Raw genomic sequence first — 23523 nt, forward strand, 5'->3', positions numbered from 1 at the left:
CGTGGCCGAGGAGCGTATCGACGCCGTCGACGAGGAGCTCGTCTCGGACCGCATCGCGGACCTGGTCGAGTACCTCGTGGTGAGCGTCGTCGACGAGCCTGATGCCGTGAGTCTCGAGGTCATCGACCGTACGGATGCCTCCACTATCGAGGTGACCGTCGCCGATGGCGACGTCGCCAAGGTCATCGGTCGCCACGGCCGTACGATCAAGGCCATTCGCACGCTTGCGCGCGCGCTCGCAGCACGTCTGGGGACTGCTGTCGAGGTCGAGGTCCTGGGCTAGGCATCTTGCCCGTCCGGTATCGAAATATCGCCCGTGTGGTTCGTCCGCACGGCAAAAAGGGGGAGGTCTGCGTGCAAGCACTGCGCGGCCTCCCTTTCGTTCTGCGCGAGGGGCTTACCGTGGCCTTGACGCCCCCGGCGCTCAAACGTGACCGCTTCTGCACCGTCCTGTCCGTAAACCAGCAGGGCGCCGAGGCGCTCGTGCGCCTCTCCGGCATCGACACCATGTCCGATGCGGAGGCCGTCGCGGGCTGCTACGTTCTCGCCCGCGACGCGGATCTTGACCTGGGGCCGCTCGACGCGGCGGCGGACGACCTCATCGGCCGCACCGTTCAGGATGCCCGGTACGGGCTTCTGGGCAGCATCGAGGACGTCATGGAGCTTCCCGCCAACGACGTCTGGGTCGTCGCGGGCGGTCCTTACGGCGAGGTGCTCGTCCCTGTGGTGCCCTCTGTCGTCGCCGAGATCCCCGAGAAGGGGGCCATCGGCGTGGCCGTGATGGACGGGCTGATCGAGGCGGCGGCGCCGTCGGGTGAAATGGAAGGGGAGGACGCCTGATGCGCATCGAGACGCTCTCCGTCTTTCCGGAGATGTTCGATCCGGTGATGTCGACGTCGATCCTCGGGCGCGCCCGCCGTATGGGGCTCTTTGATTTTCACGCGTACGACCTGCGCGACTGGACGCACGACCGGCACCGCACCGTCGACGACGCCCCCTTTGGCGGCGGGCAGGGCATGCTCATGAAGGTTGAGCCCATCGCCGAGGCGCTCGACGACCTCATCGCCCGCGGGCCCCGCCCGCACATCGTGTTCTTCACGCCCTGCGGGACGCCGTTTTCCCAGAAGTCTGCCGAGCGCCTGGCCAAACGGGAGCGCGTGCTCTTCGTATGCGGCCGCTACGAGGGAATCGACGAGCGCGCCTACGCGTATGCGGACGAGCGCATCTCGCTCGGGGACTACGTGCTCACGGGGGGCGAGCTCGCCGCCATGGTCGTGACCGATGCCGTCGTCCGCCTCATCCCCGGTGCGCTGGGAGATGAGATGAGCTCCGTCGACGAGTCCTTCTCGACGGGGGCGGGCGGCGGCCTTCTCGAATACGCCCAGTACACGCGCCCGGCGGATTTTCGCGGCGAGACGGTCCCCGAGGTGCTGCTGTCAGGCGACCATGCGAAGGTCGCGGCATGGCGGCGCTCCAACGCCCTCGAGCGTACCGTGGCATGGCGCCCCGACCTGCTCGAGGGTGCCGACCTCACGCCTGAGGAGCGCGCCCGCGCCGCCGATCTTCTCCGCGCGCGCGAAGGTGCTTCCAAAGACGAAGGAGGTTGCTGAAAATGGAGCGTCTGCGCTCTGTGGCATCCGGTCTCATCGAATGGGTCGTGATCTTCGCCATCGCCTGCATCTTCATGGTGGTGGTCAGGCTCTTCGTGGCGGAGCCCTACTATGTGCCCACGGCCTCCATGGAGCCGACGATAATGGTCGGCGACCAGGTGGTGGGCCAGAAGGTCACCCTCGAGCTCGGCATGCCGGTCGTATCGGGCGACATCGTCGTGTTTCGCAACCCCACGACGGGCGATCACAACATCCTCGTCAAGCGCGTCATCGCCACCGCCGGCCAGACGGTCGACCTGATAGACGGCGTCGTGTACGTGGACGGCGTTCCCCTCGAGGAGCCCTATGCCGTCGGCTACTCCTACGAGCTCGCGCAGCAGGCGCCGGGGATCTCGGTGAGCTTTCCCTACACCGTTCCCGAGGGCATGGTCTGGGTGATGGGCGACAACCGCGAGAACTCGGCCGACTCGCGCTATTTCGGCGCCATCCCCGAGGAGAACCTCGTCGCCGTCGTCCTCGTCCGCTACTGGCCGCTCGACCGCATCGGCCCGGTCTCCTAGCATCGTTTTCCTGCAAAAGGCGCCGCCGCGCCCGCTTACGGCTCCGCCTTGGGCTACCATTAGCCATGTTGTGTCCAAACGCGTTGAGGGGATAGAAGAGCGTATGAACGCTTCCGCACTCACCTTCCAAGACATCATCCTCAAGCTCCAGCAGTATTGGGGTAGCCAGGGCTGCGTCATCATGCAGCCCTACGACTCCGAGGTCGGAGCCGGCACCTTCCATACCGCGACGACCCTGCGCTCGCTGGGTCCCGCCGCATGGCGAACCTGCTACGCGCAGCCCTGCCGTCGCCCTGCCGACGGCCGCTACGGCGAGAACCCCAACCGCCTGCAGCACTACTATCAGTTCCAGGTGCTCATCAAGCCGAGCCCGGATAACGCGCAGGAGCTCTACCTCGATTCCCTGAAGGCCATCGGCATCGATCCGGCCGATCACGACGTTCGCTTCGTCGAGGATGACTGGGAGAGCCCCACCCTTGGCGCGTGGGGCCTCGGCTGGGAGGTCTGGCTGAACGGCATGGAGGTCACGCAGTTCACCTATTTCCAGCAGGTCGGCGGCATCGAGGTCGATCCCGTGCCGGTCGAGATCACCTACGGTCTCGAGCGCCTCGCCATGTACGTCCAGGGCGTCGACTCGGTCTACGACCTTGTCTGGAGCTGCCTGCCGGACGGCACGCCCATGACGTACGGCGACGTGTTCCTGGAGAACGAGCGCGAGTTCTCCGCCTACAACTTCGAGGTGGCGGACGTCGCCCTAATGCGCGAGAAGTTCGATGACTATGAGCGCGAGTGCCACTCCTGCCTTGAGGCGAGGCTCTCTTTGCCCGCATACGACTGCGTGATGAAGTGCAGCCACGCTTTCAATATCCTCGACGCGCGCGGCGCGCTTTCCGCGGTCGAGCGCGCCAACTACATCCTGCGCGTCCGCACCGTCGCCAAGGCCTGCTGCGAGGCATATCTTGCCGAGGTCGCCGGTGCGACCGATGATTCAAACAAGGAAGGGGAGGTGGCGTAACATGGCCGGGACCCGTGATTTCCTGTTCGAGATCGGCACCGAGGAGATGCCCTCCGCGCCGCTCATCAACGCCGTGAAGCAGCTGGGGCCGCTGGTGGCCCGCGGTCTTGACGAGGCGGGGCTCGCGCACGGCGAAGTCCGCGTCATCTCCACCCCGCGCCGCCTCGCCGCGCTCGTTCGCGACGTTGCAGCAGCCACCGACGAGGTCCGCGAGATAAAGCGCGGGCCCGCCGCCGCCATCGCTTTCGACGCGGACGGCAATCCCACGAAGGCTGCCGAGGGCTTCGCGCGCAAGTGCGGCGTTGCTGCCGCGGACCTCGTCTGCCGTGAGGACACCGATGGGCGCCAGTACGTCTTCGCTGAGAAGTTCGTGCCCTCGACCGCGGCTGAGCCCTTGCTCTCGTCCCTTTGCGAGAAGACCATCGCCGCGCTCGAATGGCCCAATTACCGCAGCCAGCGCTGGGGCGTGCACCGCGAGACGTTCGTACGGCCGATCCGCTGGCTCTGCGTCCTGCTCGGCGACGAGGTTATTCCCGTCACGTACGCCGGCGTCTCCTCCGGCAACACGACGCGCGGCCACCGCGTGCTCGGGCCGGGTGCGCACGTCGTCGCCGACCCCTCCTGCTATGAGCAGGTTCTCGAGGAGGCGGGGGTCCTGACCGAGGAGCGCCGCCGCGCCGTCATCGCCGAGGGCATCGCCGCCATCGAGGAGCAGCTCGGCGGGGCTCGCGTCGATACGCCCCAGAAGGTGCTCGACGAGGTTGTTAACCTCTGCGAGTGGCCGACGGTGCTCGTAGGCTCCTTTGACGAGGAGTTCCTCCAGGTGCCGCACGAGATCATCTGCGAGTCGATGCTCTCCAACCAGCGCTATTTCCCCATCTACGACGCCTCCGGCGCCCTCACGCGGCAGTTCGTGGTGGTGGCCAACGGCCGCCCCTCGTGCGCCGAGACCATCGTCGACGGCAACGAGCGCGTCGTCCGCGCCCGCCTCTTCGATGCCAAGTTCTTCTACGACGAGGACCTGAAGGTGCCGCTCGAGGAGTTCCGCTCCCGGCTCGCGACCGTATCTTTCCAGGAGAAGCTCGGCTCGGTCCTGCAGAAGTCCGAGCGCCTCGAGGACCTCGCCCTCGCCATCGCCCATGAGGCCCGCGTGGGCGCCGAGGCCGCTTCCGACGCCCAGCGCGCCGCGCATTTCGCCAAGGCGGACCTCGTGTCGAACGCCGTCGTCGAGTTCACCAGCCAGCAGGGCGTGATGGGCGGTTACTACGCGCTCGCCGCCGGTGAGAGGCCCGAGGTCGCCTCCGCCATCCGCGACCACTACCGTCCGCGCTTCGCCGGGGACGACCTCCCCGAGGGAACGGCCGCATGCGTCGTTGCCGTCGCGGACAAGCTCGACACCATCGCCGGCATGTTCGCCATCGGCGAGCCTCCCACCGGTTCCAAGGACCCCTTCGCCCTGCGTCGCTCCGCCATCGGCGTCATCAACATCCTGCGCGAGCGTTTGGGCTGCGGGTTCGAGAAGCTCGTCGATGCCGCCCTCGCATCCTATGCGGAGCAGGGCATCACCTGTGATGCTTCTGAGGTCTCCGCATCCATCGTGGCCTTCTTGAAGGGCCGCATGGAGCAGATGGCCCGCGACGCCAAGATTCCCGCGGATGTCGTCGCAGCGGTCTCTGCGGGTAGCGTCTCCGCACCCCGCGATTACTTCGCGCTCTGCGAGGCTCTGAGCGCGGCGCGCCAGGGCGACCCCGAGACGTTCGAGAACCTCGCCACCGCCTATGCCCGCGCGAGCCATCTCGCAGACGACGGGCTGGGCACCGAGGTCGATGCGGCGCTCATGGGCGACGCCGAGCTCGAGCTCCTTAGCGCCTCCGACGGGGCCCGCACGGCTGTGGCCGAAGCGCTCGAGGCGCGCGACTTCTCGCGTGTCATCGCCGCGCTCGCCGCGCTTCGCGAGCCCATCGACCGCTTCTTCGACGACGTCATGGTCATGGCGGAGGACACGGCCCTGCGCGAGAACCGCCTGCGGCTTCTCAACCGCTTCTCCTCGGTGTTCGCCGACGTCGCCGACATCAGCGCACTTGCGAAGAAGAAGTAGGCAGGTCGGGGCACCTCAAATCTCCACTTGCCAAGCGATGAGCTTTGCGTATACTTATTTCGTTTGTCAAACCCATGTGTCCGTCTACGGGCGGGGCACCTCTGGACAAGAGTAAGGACGAGAAATGGACTACATCCGCGCTATTGAGCGTCAGCAGATCCGCGAGGACATCCCGCAGGTCCGCGTTGGCGACAACGTCAAGGTGCACTATCGCATCAAGGAGGGCGATCGCGAGCGCATCCAGGTCTTCCAGGGCGACGTCATCCGCATGAGCGGTGCCGGCGCGCGCGAGACCTTCACCGTGCGCAAGATCTCCTTCGGCGTGGGCGTCGAGCGCACCTTCCCGCTTCACAGCCCCAAGATCGGTAAGCTCGAGGTCGTGCGCCACGGTCGCGTGCGCCGCGCCAAGCTCTACTACCTGCGCGATCGCGTGGGCAAGGCTGCGCGCATCCCCGAGAAGCGCTAAGAGCTCCCATAGCACGAGCGAGGGCCGCCCGAGGGCGGCCCTTTTCGTATCCACGAGGTGGTTCCATGGCAAACCAGCATAGCTCTCAGCCGGCGGCGCATATCGCGGGGGAGATCTCGAGCGCCTCGTTCGAGGAGATCCCGCATCTGATCGAGCGCTACGGAGACGACCCGCGCCGCCAGGTGGCGCAGGCGCTCGATAGGGCGCGGCGCCGATATGACCGGGAGACTGCTGAGCGCGACCGGGTCCGGGCGATGTACGCGCGCATGCGCGCGCTCGGAGGCGACGGCGTCATCGTGGGAGTCGACGAGGTCGGTCGCGGATCCGTTGCGGGGCCTCTCCTCGTGTGCGCCGTCGTTCTACCCGACACGCCCCTCATCTGGGGCATCAACGACTCAAAGAAGCTCACCCCGGCCAAACGCGAGCTGCTGGCGGAGCGTATCGCCGAGAGCGCCGTCGCCATCGGCTTCGGGCAGATCCCCGCCTCGGAGATCGACGAGGGGGGCATGGCGCGCGCCCTGAGGAGGGCCGTGCAGCTGGCGGTCGCCGATCTCGGTATCGCATACGATTGCGTGCTCATGGACGGCAATCCGCTCCATGCCGTCGAGCGCGAGCGCGACGTCGTGCACGGCGATGCCGAGGTCGCCTGCATCGCCGCGGCCTCCATCGTCGCCAAGGTGACCCGTGATGAGCTCATGGTCGAGCTCGATGCCGAGTACCCCGGCTATCATCTTGCCGAGAGCAAGGGCTACGCTTCGCCCGAGCACATCGCCGCTATCAAGGAGCGGGGCCTCTGCCCCGAGCATCGGGTGAGCTTCTGTGGAAACTTTCTGGAGACCGAGAGCCTCTTTTAGTCGCCGCCCCTCGTGTGGGCGGTTCATTTCCGCCCTGTGACCTGCACGGTCAGAACCACGTTGATATCCGTTTGCCCGGCGTGCGGCGCGCGTGGATTTCGGTCGCCGTCTGGTCAGGCCGCCGGGAGACGATGTTCTCACCCAACGAGAAGGGAGAGGACATGCAGCGAGAGCGGACTATTCACGAACGGTGGAACCTGGGTGAGATCGATTGGGACGACGCGTTCGAGGAAGGGGAGGCGCCCCTGTGGCACGACGTCCCCGTGCAGAATCTGACGCCCCATGAGCTCGGCGAGCTCGGTGAGTACCTGGCCGGGTTGTTTCTGGTGCGCAACGGCTACGAGCTCATCCAGCATAGCTACCGCTGTCCCGAAGGGGAGGCGGACTACGTCGCGTACGACCAGATAGAGGAATGCATCGTGCTCGTCGAGGTCAAGACGCGGCGGGCGCGGGAGCGATCGGGCGACGCGTATCCCGAGGAGGCGGTCGACGCGCGCAAGCAGCGCCGGTACCGGCGCATCGCGGCGAGCTACCAGATGGACAACTTTCCCGTTCCCTCGCTGCGCTTCGATACCGTCGGCATCACCGTCTACCGTCAGAATGCCATCGAGATCGAGCAGGCCTGCGGGGCCTTCGACTGGGAATGCGAGCAGTGATGGGCAGCTTCGTCTCCATCAACGCCGCATGCCTGCGCGGGGTCGAGGCGGTGCCCGTGACGGTCGAGGTCGCCATGAGCGGGGGCATACCCTCGATACACTACGTGGGTATGGCGGACGGCTCGGTACTCGAGGGGCGCCAGCGCGTGCGCAGCGCCCTCAGATCGGCGGGATACGAGCTTCCCCGTAAGAACATCGTCGTCAATCTCACGCCCGGCGATATTCGCAAGACCGGTACGGGGCTCGATCTCGCCATCGCCGTCGGCATTCTCGCCGGGTCGGGGCAGATTCCCCTGAACGGGCTCGAGGGGGCGCTCTTTGTAGGCGAGCTGACGCTCGATGCCATGGTGCGGCCCGTGAGAGGCGAGGTCGCCTATCAGATTCTCGCGCGCGATACCGGTCGCATGCTCGTGGGAAACTGGATCTATGACCACGTCGAGCTGAGCGGCGTCCGCACGGGTCTGCTCACGGGGCTCGGAGAGCTGAAAGGCGGCTTGGGCGAAGCGCTGTGCGCCTACCCGCAGGGGTCGGCGACGCCCCCTTTGCGCAGCGTCCCGCTTGACTACGCGGACGTGATCGGGCAGGAGGGCGCCAAGCGCGCCTGCGTTATCGCCGCGGTGGGCGGTCACGGCATGCTCATGATCGGCGCCCCCGGGTCGGGCAAGACGATGCTCGCGCAGCGGCTTACCACCATCCTTCCTCCCATCGATCCCGCTGTGCAGCAGGAGGCGCTCCGCATCCACTCCGTCGCAGGAGAGCCCATCGACGGCATCCTCGGTGGCGAGCGGCCGTTTAGGAGCCCGCATCACACCGCCTCCGCCGCCGGGCTTCTCGGGGGCGGGCGCCCGGTGCGGCCGGGTGAGGTGAGCCTCGCTCACGGAGGGGTCCTTTTCCTCGACGAGCTCGCGGAGTATCCGCCGTCAGTGCTCGATACGCTCAGGCAGCCCCTTGAGGAGGGATGCGTCCGCATCGTGCGCGTCGACGGCACGTATACGTTTCCCTGCAGTTTTCAGCTCGTGGCGGCGAGCAATCCCTGCCCGTGCGGGTATCTCGGCGACCCCGAGGTGCCGTGCAGATGCTCGATCGCTTCCATCGAGCGGTACCGCGCGCGCCTATCCGGGCCCCTTCTAGACCGCATCGACCTCATTCTCAGCATCACTCGGCCGGACGCCGGACAGGTGCTGCACGGCGAGCAGGGGCTCTCGAGCGCGTCCATGGCCGAGCAGGTGCAGCGCGGTCGCGCGTTCAGGGGGTGGCGCCGTGCCCGGGAGAACGGGGAGGCGGAATCCGGGCGCGCGGGGGAGCCGGGCGTGGGCGAGGTCGCGCTGCGGGCCCGGGAGGAGGGGTGCGCCCTCGCCATCGCCCGATCCCAGCATCTGAGCGCGCGGGGGCTCGCACGCCTCTGCCGCATCGCGCGGACCATCGCCGATCTGGACGAGAGGCCCGATGTCGAGCGGCGGCACATCATGGAGGCTTCAATGTACGGTGCGGAGGGGAGGTTGTGATGACGGCTTCCATTCCCCGGGACGGGTGGGTGCTCCGCCGGGGCGATGCGGATTACCCCGCGGCGCTCGAGGACCTCCCCGATCCCCCTGCCCGCCTCTTCGGACGGGGCGCAATCGAGGCTCTGCGGCTCCCGAGCCTGTCCATTGTGGGCACGCGGCGCATCACGCCCTACGGGGAGGCTCTGTGCGAGCTCGCGGCCCAGATCGCGGTCGAGAGCGGCCTTGCGGTCGTATCGGGCGGGGCGCTCGGGTGCGACATGGTGGCGGGCAGAAAGGCGCTCGATGCGGGCGGCGTCCACATCGTCGTTCTGGGAACCGGCGCCGATGTGGCGTACCCCGCGCGGAACGCCGGGCTCTTCGAAGAGGCCATCCGCCGCGGGGGAGCGGTCGTATCCCTTGAACCCTGGGGCATGCAGCCGCGCCGCTATGCGTTTCCCAAGCGGAACCGCATCATCGCGGCGCTCTCCGCTGCGGTCTTCGTGGCCGAGGCGGGCATGCCCTCGGGCACGTTCTCAACCGCCGAGGCGGCGGTGCAGGTGGGGCGCGAGGTCCTGGCGGCACCGGGTTCGGTGTTCTCGCCCGCCTCCCGGGGGTCCAACTACCTGATCGAGGCGGGTGCCACTATCGTGCCCGACGCAGCCGGCCTCGAGTGCGCCCTCTCGCGCATCTACGGGACGCTCCGCCACGAGTACGTTCCCGATTCGTCGGCCCCGCCTCCGGATACGGTCGCGCAACAGGTCCTGGACGCGCTGGCGGCGACGCCGCTCACGGCAGAGGAGCTCCGATGCGTGATCGGGTGCGATGCCAGGAGCTGCCTCGAGCTGCTGAGCGAGCTGACGGTTGCGGGCCGCGTCGAGCGCCTCATCGATGGACGTTACGCGGCTTCTGCCGCGGCTCTGCTCGAACGGTCGCTGCATGGTGCACAATAGGGCGGAACACTTCGAACGGGAGGGGAGACCATGGGGCTGCCACGCGTAACGGTTGTAGGGGGAGGGCTCGCCGGCTGCGAGTGCGCGCTCGCGCTGGCGGCGCGCGGCATACCGGTGGGGTTGCACGAGATGCGCCCCGAGACCATGTCCCCTGCGCACCATACGGGGCATCTGGCGGAGCTCGTGTGCTCAAACTCGCTCAAGGCGACGCGCATAGACTCCGCGGCGGGGCTTCTCAAGGCCGAGCTGGAGCGCATGGGCTCGGCGCTTCTCTCCTGCGCGCGGGAGGCCGCCGTGCCCGCCGGCGGCGCGCTCGCGGTCGACCGGGAGCGGTTCTCGGCTGCCGTCGAGGCCCGCATCGATTCGGAGCCCTTGATCGAGGTCGTGCGCGACGAGGTGACGAGCCTTCCTTTGGCACCCGCCGTCATCGCGGCGGGCCCCCTCTGCGCCCCGGCTCTTGCCGAGGACATACGGCAGAGGGTGGGGGGCTCCTCGCTCGCGTTCTTCGACGCGGCCGCGCCCATCGTGGATGCCTCGACGGTCGATCGCGACGTGCTCTTCGCGCAATCGCGCTATGAGGATCAGGGGGCGGGCGACTACCTGAACGCTCCTTTCAACCGCGAGGAGTACGAGCGCTTCATCGACGAGCTCGTCGCTGCCGACCGCGTCGTGCAGAAGGATTTCGAGCGCGGAGACCTCTTCCAGGCGTGCCAGCCGGTGGAGGAGATCGCGCGGACGGGCCGCGACGCCTTGCGCTTCGGCGCCCTCAAGCCCGTCGGCCTCACCGACCCGCGCACCGGGCATCGTCCCTGGGCGGCCGTTCAGCTGCGCGCCGAGAACCGAGAGGGGACCGCGTACAACCTCGTCGGATTCCAGACGAACCTCACCTGGCCGGAGCAGCGGCGCGTCTTTCGCCTCATCCCGGGGCTCGAGCAGGCGGAGTTCTTCCGTTACGGCGTCATGCACAGGAACACCTTCGTGGATGCGCCGCACGTGCTCGACCCCACGTTCGCCATTCCCGGGACGGGCGTGCGGCTCGCGGGACAGATCTGCGGGACCGAGGGGTATGTGGAAGCCATCGCGTCGGGGCTGCTGGCCGCGCTTCAGACCCATGCCGAGCTCGCCGGGATGCCACCCGTCGCGCTGCCGCGCACGGGTGCGCTGGGATCGCTCGTCGCCTATGCGACCGACCCCGCCACCGAGGGCTATCAGCCCATGCACGTCAACTTCGGGCTGGTACCGCCTCTCTCGGACGGCAGGCGCCGCTCCAAGCGCGATCGCTATGCGGCGTACAGCGAGCGCGCCCTCGCCGACCTAGACGCCTACATCGCCTCGCGTCCGGATATCTGGGGTGCGGCGGGCCTTGGGTGATCGCGCGGTCGACCCCGCCTACCTGGAGGCGCTCGACGCCTTCATAGCCTATATCGCACGGGTGCGCGGCCTCTCTCCCGAGACCGTGCGGGCATACACCACCCATCTGGAGCAGTATGGCGGCTGGGCCGCCCGGTGCGAGGTGCCGCCACTCGAGCCGACTGTCGCCGACCTCAGGTCGTACCTCGGCGACTTGCGCCGCGCACGCTATGCCCCGCGCACGCTCGCGGCGCACCTATCCGCGCTGCGCGCGTTCTTCCGCTGGTGCCAGCTCGAGGGCGTCCCTGCCTCGGATGCGGCGCTCTCGCTTCAGTCGCCGAAGATCGGGCGGACCCTGCCGGCCACGGTCGACCACGCGGGCATGGAGCGCCTTTTCGGCGTCGCTGACCTCTCCAAGCCCGCGGGCCTTCGGGACCAGGCCATGCTGGAGCTGCTCTATGCATCGGGTGCGCGCATCTCCGAGCTCGCCGGCATGGACATTGAGAGCGTGGACGCCGCCGAGGGCACGGTGCGCCTGTTCGGAAAGGGTTCCAAGGAGCGCATCGTCCCCCTATACCGGCGCGCACTCGATGCGGTCGAGCGCTATCTCCGGGAGGGCAGGCCTGCCCTTCTCGCCGCCGCCAAGCGCTGCGACGCCGCCCCGGGGGCCCGTCCGCTGTTCATATCCGCGCGCGGCAACCGCATGAGCGCCGCCGCGCTCAGAAGCCGGTTCCATCTCCTCGCCCGGCTGGCGGGCCTGCCCGACGACGTCACGCCCCATGCGATGCGGCACTCCTTCGCCACCGATCTTCTAGAGGGCGGGGCGGACCTGCGCAGCGTGCAGGAGCTGCTCGGCCATGCGAGCCTGTCGACGACCACCATCTACACCCATCTCACGCCCGACCGGTTGAAGCAGGCGCTTCGCCGATCCCATCCGCGCGGGGACGAGGCGTGAAGAGTTGCGGGAGCGGAAAATCCCCCTTGGAATGACGCCGCGCTCCTGCTATCATTTCGAACGTTGCCGTCGGCAACGCGTACTCATCACACACGCGCGGCTACTTCTCCGCCGTGGTGCCCGGGCTCGGTAGCAGGTCCCGGGTGGTAGGAGGAGGTCGACCCCGCGCGGAGGCGAACCACAGGAGGTTTACCATGGCTACCAAGATCACCATCCGCACGCTGCTCGAGGCCGGGTGCCACTTCGGCCACCAGACCCGTCGCTGGAACCCCAAGATGAAGCCCTTCATCTTCGGTGAGCGCAACGGCATCTACATCCTCGACCTCAAGCAGACCATCATCAACGCCGACCAGGCCTACTCGTTCCTGCGCAACGCCGCCAAGGGTGGCAAGGTGCTCTTCGTCGGCACCAAGAAGCAGGCCCAGGAGCCCGTGCGCGCCGCTGCCGAGCGCGCCGGCATGCCCTACATCAACCAGCGCTGGCTCGGCGGTATGCTCACCAACTTCGTCACCATCCGCTCCCGCATCAACCGCATGGAGGAGCTCGAGACCATGGTCGAGGACGGCCGCATGGCCGTGCTCCCCAAGAAGGAGCAGGCGGTGCTCGGCAAGGAGCTCGCCAAGCTGCAGACTAACCTCGGCGGCGCTCGCGACCTCAAGGGCCTGCCCGCCGCGCTCTTCGTGATCGACACCAAGCGCGAGGAGAACGCCATCAAGGAGGCGCGTCGCCTGAACATCCCGGTCGTCGCCCTCATCGACACCAACTCCGACCCCGACGAGGTCGATTACGGCATCCCCTGCAACGACGACGCCATCTCCGCGGTCACCCTCATGTGCGAGCTCATGGCAGATGCCTGCCTCGCCGGTGCTGGCAAGGAGCAGATCTCCGAGGCCGAGATGGCCGCTCCCGCAGAGGCCCCCGCTGAGGTCGCTGCCGAGTAGCGCAACATAGCACCTGTCCCTTCTGGAAACATCGCTTCTGAGAAAGGATCTCAACATGGCACAGATCACCGCCGCAATGGTTAAAGAGCTCCGCGAGATGACCGACTCGCCGATGATGGAGTGCAAGAAGGCGCTCGTCGAGGCTGACGGCGACATGAACGCCGCGGTCGACATCCTCCGCAAGAACGGTCTCGCCGCTGCAGCCAAGAAGGCCGGCCGCGAGACCAACGAGGGCGCCGTGGGCGCCTACGTCTCCGCCGACGGCCGCGAGGGCGCGCTCGTCGAGGTCGCGTGCGAGACGGACTTCGTCGGCTCCAACCCCAAGTTCACCGGTTTCGCCTCTGGCGTCGCCGAGGTTGCCGCCTCTACCGAGCCGGCTGACGTCGAGGCGCTCCTTGCCGCCCCGATGGCCACCGAGACCGTCCAGGCCGAGCTCACCGAGCTCATCCACACCATGGGCGAGAACATGAAGATCACCCGCTTCGCCGTCCGCAAGCCTGCCGCCGGCGCCGTCTCCAGCTACGTCCACATGGGCGGTAAGATCGGCGTCCTCGTCGAGTTCTCGTTCGACAAGGCCGAGACTGCCTCTGCCGACGCGTTCAAGACCTTCGCGCACGACGTCGCGATGCAGGTTGCCGCCACTGCGCCCATCTGCGCGGTTCGCGAGGACGTCCCGCAGGACGTTATCGACCACGAGGTCTCCATCTACAAGGCCCAGGCCGCTGAGTCCGGTAAGCCCGAGGCCATTCAGGAGAAGATGGCCATCGGTCGTCTCGAGAAGTTCTACAAGGGCGTCGTCCTCAACGAGCAGGAGTTCATCAAGGACTCCAGCATGACCATCTCGGCATACGCCGCTAAGGTCAGCAAGGAGCTCGGCGACACCATCAAGATCGTCGCCTTCGACCGTCTGGCGCGTGGCGAGCAGTAAGCTCCGCGCATCCAAGGCTCGCAAAAGGGAAGGGCTCCGGTCCTTCCCTTTTTCATATCGCAACTTTGTTAGAATAGGCTTCAGTTCCGTGCCCGTCGAAGGAGGCAACCTGTGTCCGACTACCAATACAAACGCGTGCTTCTCAAGCTTTCGGGAGAGGCGCTCATGGGGGAGGGGGAGTACGGCATCGATCCCGCCGTCACCGACCGTCTCGCTCGTGAGATCAAGGCTCTGCACGACGATGGGGTTGAGATCGGCATCGTAGTCGGAGGCGGCAACATCTTCCGCGGCATCGCCGGTGCCGCCGGCGGCATGGACCGCGCTCAGGCGGATTATATCGGCATGCTCGCCACGATCATGAACGCCCTCGCCCTGCAGGATGCGTTCGAGCGCGCCGAGTGCCCGTGCCGCGTCATGAGCGCCATCCAGATGAACGAGGTCTGCGAGCCCTACATCCGCCGTCGCGCCATGCGCCATCTCGAGAAGGGCGATATCGTCATCTTCGCAGCCGGGTCCGGCAACCCCTACTTCACCACCGATACCGCCGCCGCCCTGCGCGCCTGCGAGATCGACGCGGACTGCCTCATCAAGGCGACCAAGGTCAACGGCATCTACGACAAGGACCCCGCGAAGTTCGAGGACGCCGTCCGCTTCGAGAAGATCTCCTATCATGAGGTCCTGCTGCGCGGTCTGCAGGTCATGGACTCTACGGCGACCGCCCTGTGCCAAGACAACCGCATGCCCATCATCGTCCTCAACATCGAGGGCGAGAACAACATCAAGCTCGCCCTTACGGGCGAGCCCATCGGAACCGTCGTCGTTCGGGAGGATTAGACCATGGCCGACATCACCGCTCATATGGATAAATCGATCGAGAGCCTGAAGCACAACTTCTCCAAGGTGCGCACTGGCCGCGCCAACCCCAACATCTTGGGCGACATCACGGTCGACTACTACGGAGTCGCCACGCCCATCACGCAGGTTGCCGCAGTAAAGGTTCCCGAGGCGCATATGCTCATGGTCGAGCCGTGGGACAAGTCGATCCTGAACGCCATCGTGCACGCCATCAATGCATCCGACCTCGGCATCACCCCGAGCTCCGACGGCACGGTCGTCCGTCTCCCGTTCCCCGCTCCGACCGAGGAGCGCCGCCGCGAGCTCGTAAAGGAGTGCCGCGAGATCGCCGAGCAGGCGCGTGTCTCCATCCGCAACATCCGCCGCGACTTCAACAACAAGCTCGAGCGCGACGAGGAGCTCTCTGAGGACGAGGTCCGTCGCGAGCAGGCAAAGGTGCAGAAGCACACCGACGCCTACATCAAGAAGATCGATGAGCTTCTGAAGGCCAAAGAGGCCGAGGTCATGGAGATCTGATCCATGGGCGACGACGCAACGTTTGAGACCTATTTCGCCAATCCCCCGGCCGGCATCGATCTTACCGCGCTCGACCGCAGCCGCATCCCGCGCCACATCTCATGCATCATGGACGGGAACGGCCGCTGGGCCACCGAGCGCGGCCTCGCGCGCGGCGAGGGCCATCGTGCCGGCATCGTCTCTTTACGCGAGATCATCACCGCGTGCGTGCGCCTCGATGTCGAGGTGCTCTCCGCCTACGCCTTCTCTACCGAGAACTGGTCGCGCCCGCAGGCCGAGGTCAACCTGCTCATGCACCTGTTCGCGCAGACGTTCATCCAGGAGCTGCCGCTCCTTAGGCGAGAGAACGTCAAGGTTGTGTTCCTGGGCGACATCTCCGCCCTCCCTAAGGAGACGCGCGAGGTATTCGAGTACGGCCTGCAGGAGACCGCTCAGCACACCGGCATGACGCTTGCCCTCGCGGTCAACTACGGCGCGCGCGCGGAGCTCGCGCGGGCCGCACGGAGGCTTGCGGAGCGGGTGGCGGCCGGCGAGCTCGATCCGACCGGTATCGACGAGGCCGCGGTTGCCGGTGAGCTCTACACGGCGGGCCTGCCCGACCCCGAGCTCGTGGTGCGCACCTCGGGCGAGATGCGCCTTTCCAACTACCTGCTCTGGCAGGTCGCCTACGCCGAGTTCTACATCACACCGACCTATTGGCCGGATTTCAACCGCTGGGAGCTCCTCCGCGCCATCATCGCCTTCCAGGGCCGTGACCGGCGCTTCGGGGGCCTTTCCGCCACGAAGGAATCGTAAACGATGAATCAATCGCAACCGGGACGCCCCTCAACCGATCACGAGACGGCGGGGCGTCCGCGGCCCCAGGTCAGCGAGCCGCCGAAGGACAGCACGCACGCCCTCGCCACAAGGATCGTCTCCGGCGTGGTGTACGCCGCGCTCTTTATCGGTTGCCTTTTGGGCGGCACCGTCTCGGCAGCACTTTTCGTCGCGCTTATCAGCGCCCTCTGCTGCTACGAGTTCTTCATGATGATGCGACGGGACGGCAAGGTGCCCAACCAGGCCCTCGGCATCATCGTGAGCGCGCTCTTCCCCCTGACGGCCCTGGGCGAGAGCATCACCATGACGGCCCTCATCTTCCTGTTCGTGCTCGCTTGCGGCCTGTGGTACGTCTACACGCCCCGCACGCGCATCGCCGATGTCGCCGTCACGCTCATGGGCCCGCTCTATACCGGATTCATGCTCTCGTCGATCGTTCTTCTGCGCGATGCCGAGCCCGGGTTCTCCGGCGCCCTTCTCGCCATCGGTTCGTGCGCCTCGCTCTGGGTTTCCGATTCCTTCGCCTACCTCGTGGGACGGCAGTTCGGCCGGCACAAGATGGCGCCCAAGATCTCGCCCAAGAAGACGTGGGAGGGCTTTGCCGGGGGCATCGTCGGCTCTGTCGTCATCTGGCTCATCGTGTGGGCTACGCACCTGTTCCCGCTGTCGCTTCCCTTCGCCCTCGCTACCGGCGTGGTGGTCTCGGTGCTCGGTGTTTTCGGCGACCTCATCGAGTCCCGTATCAAGCGGGGCGTGGGGGTAAAGGATTCCGGTAACCTCATTCCCGGTCACGGCGGCATGCTCGACCGTTGCGACTCGCTCATCTTCGGCTGCATCACGGCGCAGCTCATGCTCTATATCGGAGGCGTACTATGATTGAAGGGGCGCGCCAGCGCGTGGCGATCCTGGGCTGCACGGGGTCGATCGGTCAGCAGGCGCTTGACGTCTGCCGGAAACACCCCGACCGCCTGGAGGTCGTCGCCTTGAGCGCCCATCGACAGACGGACGTCCTCGTCAAGGCGGCACGCGAGTTCTCCAGCCCCTTCGTGGCGGTTACGGACGAGGCGCATCGACACGACCCGGTCTTAGACGAGCTCCCCGCCTCCACGCGCATCCTTTTCGGAACCGGGGCTCTCACCGAGCTCGCAGAGCTTCCCGAGGTCGACACGGTGCTCGTGGCGGTCGTCGGCGCCGTGGGCCTCGCCGCCAGCTACACGGTTCTTACCGGGCACAAGCGACTCGCCCTCGCCAACAAGGAGTCGCTCGTCGTGGGCGGGGACCTTCTGATGCCGCTGGCGGATCCCCAGCAGATGCTCCCGGTGGACTCCGAGCACAGCGCCATCTTCCAGTGCCTGCTGGGGGAGGAGCACCAGCCCATACACGCTATCTGGCTCACCTGCTCGGGAGGGCCCTTCTTCGGGCGCACGCGGGAGGAACTCGCCGGTGTCACCCGTGCCGAGGCGCTCGCCCATCCCACGTGGAGCATGGGGGCGAAGATCACCATCGATTCCGCCACGCTGATGAACAAGGGCTTCGAGCGAATCGAGGCCATGCAGCTCTTCGGGCTTCCTGTCGAGCAGATTCCCGTGCTTATCCAGCGCGAGAGCCGCATCCACTCCATGGTCGAGTACGCCGACGGCTCGGTGATCGCGCATCTGGGAGCCTCCGACATGCGCATACCCATCCAGTACGCCTTCTCGTACCCCGAGCGCTGGGACACGCCCGCAGAGCGCATCGACTACCGCTCCATTGGGTCACTCACATTCGCCGAGCCCGATGCCGAGGCGTTCCGCTGCCTTGCCCTCGCCGAGCGCGCGGCACGCGAGGGCGGCACGATGCCCTGCGTGCTCAACGCTGCGAACGAGGTCGCCGTCGCGAGCTTCCTTTCCGATGCGTGTTCTTTCACTGCTATCGACGCCTGCGTCGCCCATTGCCTGGACGCCCACGAGCGCGAGCGGGTAGAATCGCTCGGACAGCTGCAAGACGTCGATCGCTGGGCCCGCGACTGCGCCCGCGCCTACCTGAAGGCGCACGCCTAGCGCATCGCCCCGCTCAAAGGAGTCGAAGGTATGGAGGGAATCCTCACCGTCGTGCGCACGGTATTCTGGGGCCTGCTCATGCTCTCACTGCTCGTCTTCGTTCACGAGGGTGGGCATTTTCTCGCATCCCGTCTGATGGGCGTGAGGGTGACGGAGTTCTTCCTCGGCCTGCCCTGCCGCTTCAACCTGCACCGCGCGTCTCGGCGCATCGGCACCAAGTTCGGCGTGACGCCGATACTGCTCGGCGGGTACGCGATGGTGTGCGGCATGGAGCCGGAAGGTGACAGCGCGCTCGCCGCGCGCGTCCTGGGGTCGGTGCACCGCAGGGGCAAAGCGACCGTCGAGGATCTCGCCCAGAGTCTTTCCGTCTCGGAGGACGCCGTCATGGCGGCCTGCATCCAGTTGGCCGACTGGGGGTCGATCGCATCGGTCTACGACACCGAGGCGGGGGAGCGGCCCGGTGTGTACTATGCGACCACGTACGCCGCCATGCCGCGCGATGCCAAGGGCAACACGCTCTACGACGGACGTGGTTTCGACCGCGCCCATGCCACGGCGGAGGGCGAGGTCTGGGCGCCGCCCACGCCCGACGAGGAGTTCTTCCAGGCGGAGCGGTCGCGCACCTATGCCGGCAAGGGTTTCTGGGCGCGCGCGTTCATCCTTGTTGCAGGCGTCGCCGTCAACCTGGTTACCGGGTTTCTCCTGCTTATGGCCATCTACAGCCTCGTGGGTGTCACGGTGTCGCTCGATATCAACCAAGTGGGCTCCGTTGAGGCGGGGTCACCCGCCGATTCCGCGGGCATCGAGGCGGGTGATGTCATCACGGCCGTCAACGGTGTCGAGACCGCCACGTTTACGGAGGTCGGCGACGAGCTCGAGACCGTCGGTCCGGGCGGAGCGGCGTCCCTTGCCATCGAGCGCGGCGGCGATGCCTTGACCATCACGGCGACCCTCGATGATGAGGGCGCCCTCGGGATCAACGTCCCGCAGGAGACGGTGCACCTTGATATCGGCCAGGCAGCCCGCGTGACCTGGTCGTACCTCGCCATGACGGCGCAGAGCATCGGAAACCTCCTCAATCCCCAGCACACCATGGAGGTGCTGAACAGCTCCACCTCGGTGGTCGGCATCTCCGTTATGGCGGCCGCGGCGGCCGAGAGCGGTGCGTCCACGTTCTTGAGCGTAAGCGCCCTCATCTCCTTCTCGCTCGGCTTCATGAACCTCCTGCCCATACCCCCGCTCGACGGCGGCAAGCTCCTCATCGAGGTCATACAGGCGATCATCCGCCGTCCGGTGTCGCCTAAAGTCCAGGAGCGCATCTCCTACGTGGGCGTGGCGCTCTTCGGACTGCTGTTCCTGTACATGCTGCGCCTCGACATCGTGCGCTTCATCCTGTAGAAGGGGGTCTTCATGACAGAATCCGTCCCGCGCAGCGCGACGCGCCGGCTGTCCATCGGCGGGGTGCCCTTGGGCGGCGGGGCGCCGGTCGTCGTCCAGTCGATGACGTCGACCGATACGGCAGATACGGACGCGACCCTAACCCAGGTCCGGGCCCTGGCGGACGCCGGGTGCGACCTTGTGCGCGTATCGGTGCCCACCAAGGCCGCGCTCGCGTCGTTTGCCGAGATCTGCGCCGCGGCGCCGGTTCCCATCGTGGCGGACATCCACTTCGATTACCGCCTTGCCTTGGGCGCGCTCGATGCAGGCGCCGCCAAGCTCAGGATCAACCCCGGCAACATCGGTTCCTGGGATAAGGTAGATGCCGTCATCGACAAGGCGGGTGAGACCGGTGCAGCGATTCGCATCGGCGTGAACGCCGGATCGCTTGAAGACGATCTCGCGGCCCGCGACGACCTCACACTGCCCGAGAAGCTCGTCGCCTCGTCGCTTAGGTTCGTCGAGCATTTCGAGGCGCGCGGGTTCACCTCCATCGTGCTCTCCGCAAAGGCCCATGACGTGCCGACGACCATCGCCACCTATCGCGCCCTCTCGCGCGAGCTCCCGCACGTACCGCTCCATCTCGGGGTCACCGAGGCCGGTACGGTGCGGCAGGGCACCATCAAGAGCTCGGTCGGCCTTGGCGTGCTCCTCGCCGAGGGGATCGGCGACACGCTCCGCGTCTCGCTCACGGCCGACCCGGTCGAGGAGCCGCCGGTCGCCTGGGGCATCCTCGAGTGCCTGGGCCTCAGGCGCCGCGGCCCGGAGCTCATCAGCTGCCCCACGTGCGGGCGGACGCAGGTCGACCTCATTCCCATCGCCGAGGAGGTCGAGCGCCGTCTCGCGCGCGTCGGCAAGCCCATTTCCGTCGCGGTGATGGGATGCGTCGTCAACGGCCCCGGCGAGGCGTCGGGGGCCGACGTGGGCGTCGCCTGCGGGCGCGGCTGCGGCCTCATCTTCCGCCATGGCGAGGTGCTGCGCAAAGTCGATGAGGATGCTATCATCGATGAGCTGTTTGCCGAGATAGACCAGTTGTAACCTACGACTAGGGAGTCAAGCATGTCGTTTATGAAGATGTCCCGCCTCTATGCGCCGACCCTCAAGGAGGATCCGGCCGAGGCGGAGCTCGCCAGCCATCGGCTCCTGCTGCGGGCCGGCATGATCCGCAAGCAGGCGTCCGGCCTCTACAGCTACCTGCCGCTCGCCTGGCGCTCCATCCAGAAGATCGAGGCCATCTGCCGCGATGAGATGGACGGCATCGGCGCGCAGGAGATGATGGCCCCGATCCTCACCGACGCCGAGCTGTGGGAGCAGTCCGGGCGCATCGGCGCCTACGGCCCCGAGCTCATGCGCCTCACCGACCGCCACGAGCGCACCTTCTGCCTCGGGCCCACGCACGAGGAGACGTTCACCGACCTCGTGCGCAACGAGCTCAAGAGCTACAAGCAGCTGCCGGTGGTGCTCTATCAGATCCAGGACAAGTTCCGCGACGAGCTGCGCCCGCGCTTCGGCCTCATGAGAAGCCGCGAGTTCATCATGAAGGACGCCTATTCCTTCTCCGCTACGCAGGAAAGCCTCTCCGAGGTCTACGAGGACATGAAGGGCGCCTATGAGCGCTACTGCGCACGCTGCGGCCTGAAGGCCCTGCCCGTCGCGGCCGATTCCGGCGAGATCGGCGGTGACTCCTCCATCGAGTACATGGCGCTCGCTGAGGCGGGCGAGGCGTCGCTCGTGTGGTGCGACTGCGGCTTCGCGGCAGACGATGAGGCCGCCTCGACCACCGTCACCGTGACGGAGGGGCCGGGCGACGGCACGCTCACCAAGGTCTCCACCCCGGGGCTCGGCACGATCGAGGCCGTGGCGGAGTTCTTCGGCTTCCCGGAGAACGGGACGCGCAAGTCCCTCGCGCTGATCGATGGCGAGGGGGCTCCGGTCGTCGCCATCGTGCCCGGTGACCACGAGCTCAACGACATCAAGGCCGCCAAGGTCTTCGGTGCGGGCTATCGCCTCATGACCGATGAGGAGCTCGAGGAGCACGGGCTCTTCAAGGGCTTCATCGGGCCCGTCGGCCTGCCCGAGGGCATCCGCCTTGTCTGCGACCGCTCGCTCGAGGCGAGCCAAAGCTGGACCTGCGGCGCCAACGAGGTTGACTTCCACTACACCGGGGCCTGTCCGGGACGTGACTTCACCGTCGACGCGTGGGAGGACCTCGTCACCGTCATTCCCGGCGACCCTTGCCCCCATTGCGGGAAACCGCTCCACGGCGGCCGCGGCATCGAGTGCGGGCAGGTCTTCCAGATCGGTCCCGATAAGTACGCTGCCAAGATGGGTGCCACTTTTGCAGACGAGAACGGGCGCGAGCAGCCCTTCTACATGGGCTGCTACGGCATCGGCATCTCGCGCACGCTCGCTGCCATCGTCGAGCAGCATCACGACGAGCACGGTATCGTCTGGCCCCTTCCGGTTGCCCCTTACGAGGTCTCCGTCATCGCACTCGACAAGAAGGGCGAGGCGTTCGACGAGGCCGAGCGCATCGCCCGCGAGCTCGCCGCCGCTGGGCTTGACGTCGTCTTCGACGACCGGGCCGAGCGCCCGGGCGTGAAGTTCGCCGACAACGATCTCATGGGCTTCCCGTATCAGATCGTGGTCGGAAAGCGCGGACTTGCCAACGGCACGGTCGAGTGCAAGGACCGCGCCACGGGGGAGCGCTCCGACATCGAGCTGGAGGGCATCGTTGCGCACGTAACCCAGATGGTCGCTTCCGCCCGCTCCTCGTACGCCGTCCGTTCGTAGTATCTTCACAAGCGAAAACTTTTTGCCGGTTTTCGCTTGCAACGTACCGGCAGTTTCCGTATAGTATTTCCCGCACCGCTTGGGGGCGTAGCTCAGCTGGGAGAGCGCTTGACTGGCAGTCAAGAGGTCAGGGGTTCGATCCCCCTCGTCTCCACCCAAGTGATCTCGCGGCCTCTGGGTAAACTCAGAGGCCGCTTTGCTATCGGGCTCATGGCGCAACGGTTAGCGCAGGGGACTCATAATCCCTGGGTTGCAGGTTCGAATCCTGCTGGGCCCACCCGCACTTTTCAGACCCCGCCATGCGGGGTCTTTCCATATGGCGTGAATTCTCGACGAGGTACTGCGCGGGTTATAGGACAAAATGTGTGTCCCATATCGCCCCGTTCTTACAGGTAGACGCATGTAAATAAGCTCGGGAAGTTGGTTAGCGCCAACTGCCCGCTTGGACAGAATGTGTGTCCGGTTTGCCGCGTAACCCCAGCTAGACCATGTTGAAACTACCTGAGAAGTTGGTCGATGAGGCGGGTTCCCGATGAAGGCTCACGCATGCCCCCTGTGCGGGGCGAAGATGAAGAGGAACGGCAGGACGAGCTCGGGCAGGACGCGGTGGAGGTGCACGTCCTGCGGCTCGAGCACGGTGCGGAGGATCGACAACGCGGCTAAGCTGCTCGACCTCCTCCTGTCAAGGCTGCCCACCGGGAAGAGGCAGGCCGACATGCCGGGCGGCGGGCGGACCTTCAGGCGGAAGACGGCCCGCTTCTAGGAGATACGGCCCATGCCGCCGAAGGTTGAGGCGCCGAGGAGGGTCGTCTACGTGGACGGGATCCACCTCGGCCGCAAGGCCGTGTGCTGATAGCGTCCGACGGCGGGGACGGCCTCGCGAAGGCACTCAAGAGGACATGCCCCGGCACGCGCCACCAGAGCTACGTCTCCCAAGCCTTCTCGCAGGTATAGCGCTATACCACGACGAGGCCTAGGACACAGGCCTGCGCCGTCCCTGTTGCCTTTTGCAAGCGCGCGTCTGCGGAGTTTCTGCATATGAGCTCGACGATCGCCTACGAGGGGAGGCTGTACGTCTTAGCGGGCACGCTTGGATCTCCCTATTGCGCCTTCAGCACAACGCATATGGAAACGGTGCCGCAGCCGGGTGATTATGTTGTGCCCGACTCAAAACCCTCACCGGACTCCGACCCGGGTGAG

23 protein-coding genes and 2 tRNA genes are annotated in these 23523 nt (G+C 66.6%); all 25 read left to right on the top strand.

The window, feature by feature from the left end; translation table 11 throughout:
• The first annotated feature begins 1 nt into the window (after position 1).
• The 25 genes from B5F70_RS01120 (at position 2) to B5F70_RS01240 (ending at position 22600) form a co-directional block, all read left to right on the top strand.
• Positions 2 to 283 (top strand): KH domain-containing protein, encoded by a 282-nt coding sequence (locus B5F70_RS01120; RefSeq protein WP_087203717.1) that lies wholly within the window; start codon positions 2 to 4, stop codon positions 281 to 283.
• A gap of 35 nt (positions 284 to 318) precedes the next feature.
• On the top strand, positions 319 to 840 hold the full coding sequence (locus B5F70_RS01125) for a PRC-barrel domain-containing protein (RefSeq protein WP_256363438.1): 522 nt from the start codon (positions 319 to 321) through the stop codon (positions 838 to 840).
• Positions 840 to 1610: a tRNA (guanosine(37)-N1)-methyltransferase TrmD gene (gene trmD / locus B5F70_RS01130; protein WP_087203719.1), complete on the top strand. Its 771-nt coding sequence runs from the start codon at positions 840 to 842 to the stop codon at positions 1608 to 1610. Before B5F70_RS01125 ends, trmD begins: the two co-directional genes overlap by 1 nt.
• A 2-nt stretch (positions 1611 to 1612) precedes the next feature.
• Positions 1613 to 2170, top strand: coding sequence for a signal peptidase I (gene lepB / locus B5F70_RS01135; protein WP_087203720.1), 558 nt, complete (start codon positions 1613 to 1615; stop codon positions 2168 to 2170).
• 103 nt (positions 2171 to 2273) lie between these two features.
• Entirely contained in the window at positions 2274 to 3185 is a 912-nt protein-coding gene (locus tag B5F70_RS01140; RefSeq protein ID WP_087203721.1) for a glycine--tRNA ligase subunit alpha, read from the top strand.
• A 1-nt stretch (position 3186) separates the two neighbouring features.
• Complete coding sequence (gene glyS, locus B5F70_RS01145; protein ID WP_087203722.1) at positions 3187 to 5283, top strand: glycine--tRNA ligase subunit beta; 2097 nt, start codon at positions 3187 to 3189, stop codon at positions 5281 to 5283.
• Positions 5284 to 5407: 124 nt separating this feature from the next.
• On the top strand, positions 5408 to 5749 hold the full coding sequence (rplS, locus tag B5F70_RS01150) for a 50S ribosomal protein L19 (RefSeq protein WP_087203723.1): 342 nt from the start codon (positions 5408 to 5410) through the stop codon (positions 5747 to 5749).
• Between the two features lie 65 nt (positions 5750 to 5814).
• Positions 5815 to 6603: a ribonuclease HII gene (locus B5F70_RS01155; protein ID WP_087203724.1), complete on the top strand. Its 789-nt coding sequence runs from the start codon at positions 5815 to 5817 to the stop codon at positions 6601 to 6603.
• A 161-nt stretch (positions 6604 to 6764) separates the two neighbouring features.
• Positions 6765 to 7259 (top strand): YraN family protein, encoded by a 495-nt coding sequence (locus B5F70_RS01160; RefSeq protein WP_087203725.1) that lies wholly within the window; start codon positions 6765 to 6767, stop codon positions 7257 to 7259.
• Entirely contained in the window at positions 7259 to 8764 is a 1506-nt protein-coding gene (locus B5F70_RS01165) for a YifB family Mg chelatase-like AAA ATPase (protein WP_087203726.1), read from the top strand. The genes B5F70_RS01160 and B5F70_RS01165 overlap by 1 nt, the downstream gene beginning before the upstream one ends.
• Positions 8764 to 9693, top strand: coding sequence for a DNA-protecting protein DprA (locus tag B5F70_RS01170; RefSeq protein ID WP_087203727.1), 930 nt, complete (start codon positions 8764 to 8766; stop codon positions 9691 to 9693). The genes B5F70_RS01165 and B5F70_RS01170 overlap by 1 nt, the downstream gene beginning before the upstream one ends.
• Before the next feature lie 30 nt (positions 9694 to 9723).
• Positions 9724 to 11064: a methylenetetrahydrofolate--tRNA-(uracil(54)-C(5))-methyltransferase (FADH(2)-oxidizing) TrmFO gene (gene trmFO, locus B5F70_RS01175; RefSeq protein WP_087203728.1), complete on the top strand. Its 1341-nt coding sequence runs from the start codon at positions 9724 to 9726 to the stop codon at positions 11062 to 11064.
• Complete coding sequence (locus B5F70_RS01180) at positions 11057 to 11998, top strand: tyrosine recombinase XerC (RefSeq protein WP_204554165.1); 942 nt, start codon at positions 11057 to 11059, stop codon at positions 11996 to 11998. Before trmFO ends, B5F70_RS01180 begins: the two co-directional genes overlap by 8 nt.
• Before the next feature lie 194 nt (positions 11999 to 12192).
• A complete protein-coding gene (gene rpsB / locus B5F70_RS01185; RefSeq protein ID WP_087203730.1) occupies positions 12193 to 12939 on the top strand; it encodes a 30S ribosomal protein S2 in 747 nt (248 codons plus the stop codon).
• A 55-nt stretch (positions 12940 to 12994) separates the two neighbouring features.
• Entirely contained in the window at positions 12995 to 13867 is an 873-nt protein-coding gene (gene tsf, locus B5F70_RS01190; RefSeq protein WP_087203731.1) for a translation elongation factor Ts, read from the top strand.
• Between the two features lie 111 nt (positions 13868 to 13978).
• Complete coding sequence (gene pyrH, locus B5F70_RS01195; protein WP_087203732.1) at positions 13979 to 14701, top strand: UMP kinase; 723 nt, start codon at positions 13979 to 13981, stop codon at positions 14699 to 14701.
• A 3-nt stretch (positions 14702 to 14704) separates the two neighbouring features.
• The gene (frr, locus tag B5F70_RS01200) at positions 14705 to 15238 is read left to right on the top strand and encodes a ribosome recycling factor (protein WP_087203733.1); all 534 of its coding nucleotides are present in this window, start codon (positions 14705 to 14707) and stop codon (positions 15236 to 15238) included.
• 3 nt (positions 15239 to 15241) lie between these two features.
• A complete protein-coding gene (locus B5F70_RS01205; protein ID WP_087203734.1) occupies positions 15242 to 16033 on the top strand; it encodes an isoprenyl transferase in 792 nt (263 codons plus the stop codon).
• 3 nt (positions 16034 to 16036) lie between these two features.
• Entirely contained in the window at positions 16037 to 16930 is an 894-nt protein-coding gene (locus B5F70_RS01210; RefSeq protein ID WP_087203735.1) for a phosphatidate cytidylyltransferase, read from the top strand.
• Positions 16927 to 18093, top strand: a complete 1167-nt coding sequence (gene dxr, locus B5F70_RS01215; protein ID WP_087203736.1) for a 1-deoxy-D-xylulose-5-phosphate reductoisomerase — start codon at positions 16927 to 16929, stop codon at positions 18091 to 18093. Before B5F70_RS01210 ends, dxr begins: the two co-directional genes overlap by 4 nt.
• A gap of 30 nt (positions 18094 to 18123) precedes the next feature.
• Positions 18124 to 19491, top strand: coding sequence for a site-2 protease family protein (locus B5F70_RS01220; protein ID WP_087203737.1), 1368 nt, complete (start codon positions 18124 to 18126; stop codon positions 19489 to 19491).
• A gap of 12 nt (positions 19492 to 19503) precedes the next feature.
• Complete coding sequence (gene ispG / locus B5F70_RS01225) at positions 19504 to 20568, top strand: flavodoxin-dependent (E)-4-hydroxy-3-methylbut-2-enyl-diphosphate synthase (protein ID WP_087203738.1); 1065 nt, start codon at positions 19504 to 19506, stop codon at positions 20566 to 20568.
• Positions 20569 to 20598: 30 nt separating this feature from the next.
• Complete coding sequence (locus tag B5F70_RS01230; protein WP_087203874.1) at positions 20599 to 22323, top strand: proline--tRNA ligase; 1725 nt, start codon at positions 20599 to 20601, stop codon at positions 22321 to 22323.
• Positions 22324 to 22404: 81 nt separating this feature from the next.
• Positions 22405 to 22477, top strand: a tRNA-Ala gene (locus B5F70_RS01235).
• A gap of 50 nt (positions 22478 to 22527) precedes the next feature.
• Positions 22528 to 22600: transfer RNA gene (locus B5F70_RS01240), tRNA-Ile, on the top strand.
• The last annotated feature ends 923 nt before the right edge of the window (positions 22601 to 23523 follow it).

Origin of the sequence: Collinsella sp. An268 (assembly GCF_002159765.1) — a bacterium.
Lineage (GTDB): Bacteria > Actinomycetota > Coriobacteriia > Coriobacteriales > Coriobacteriaceae > Coprousia.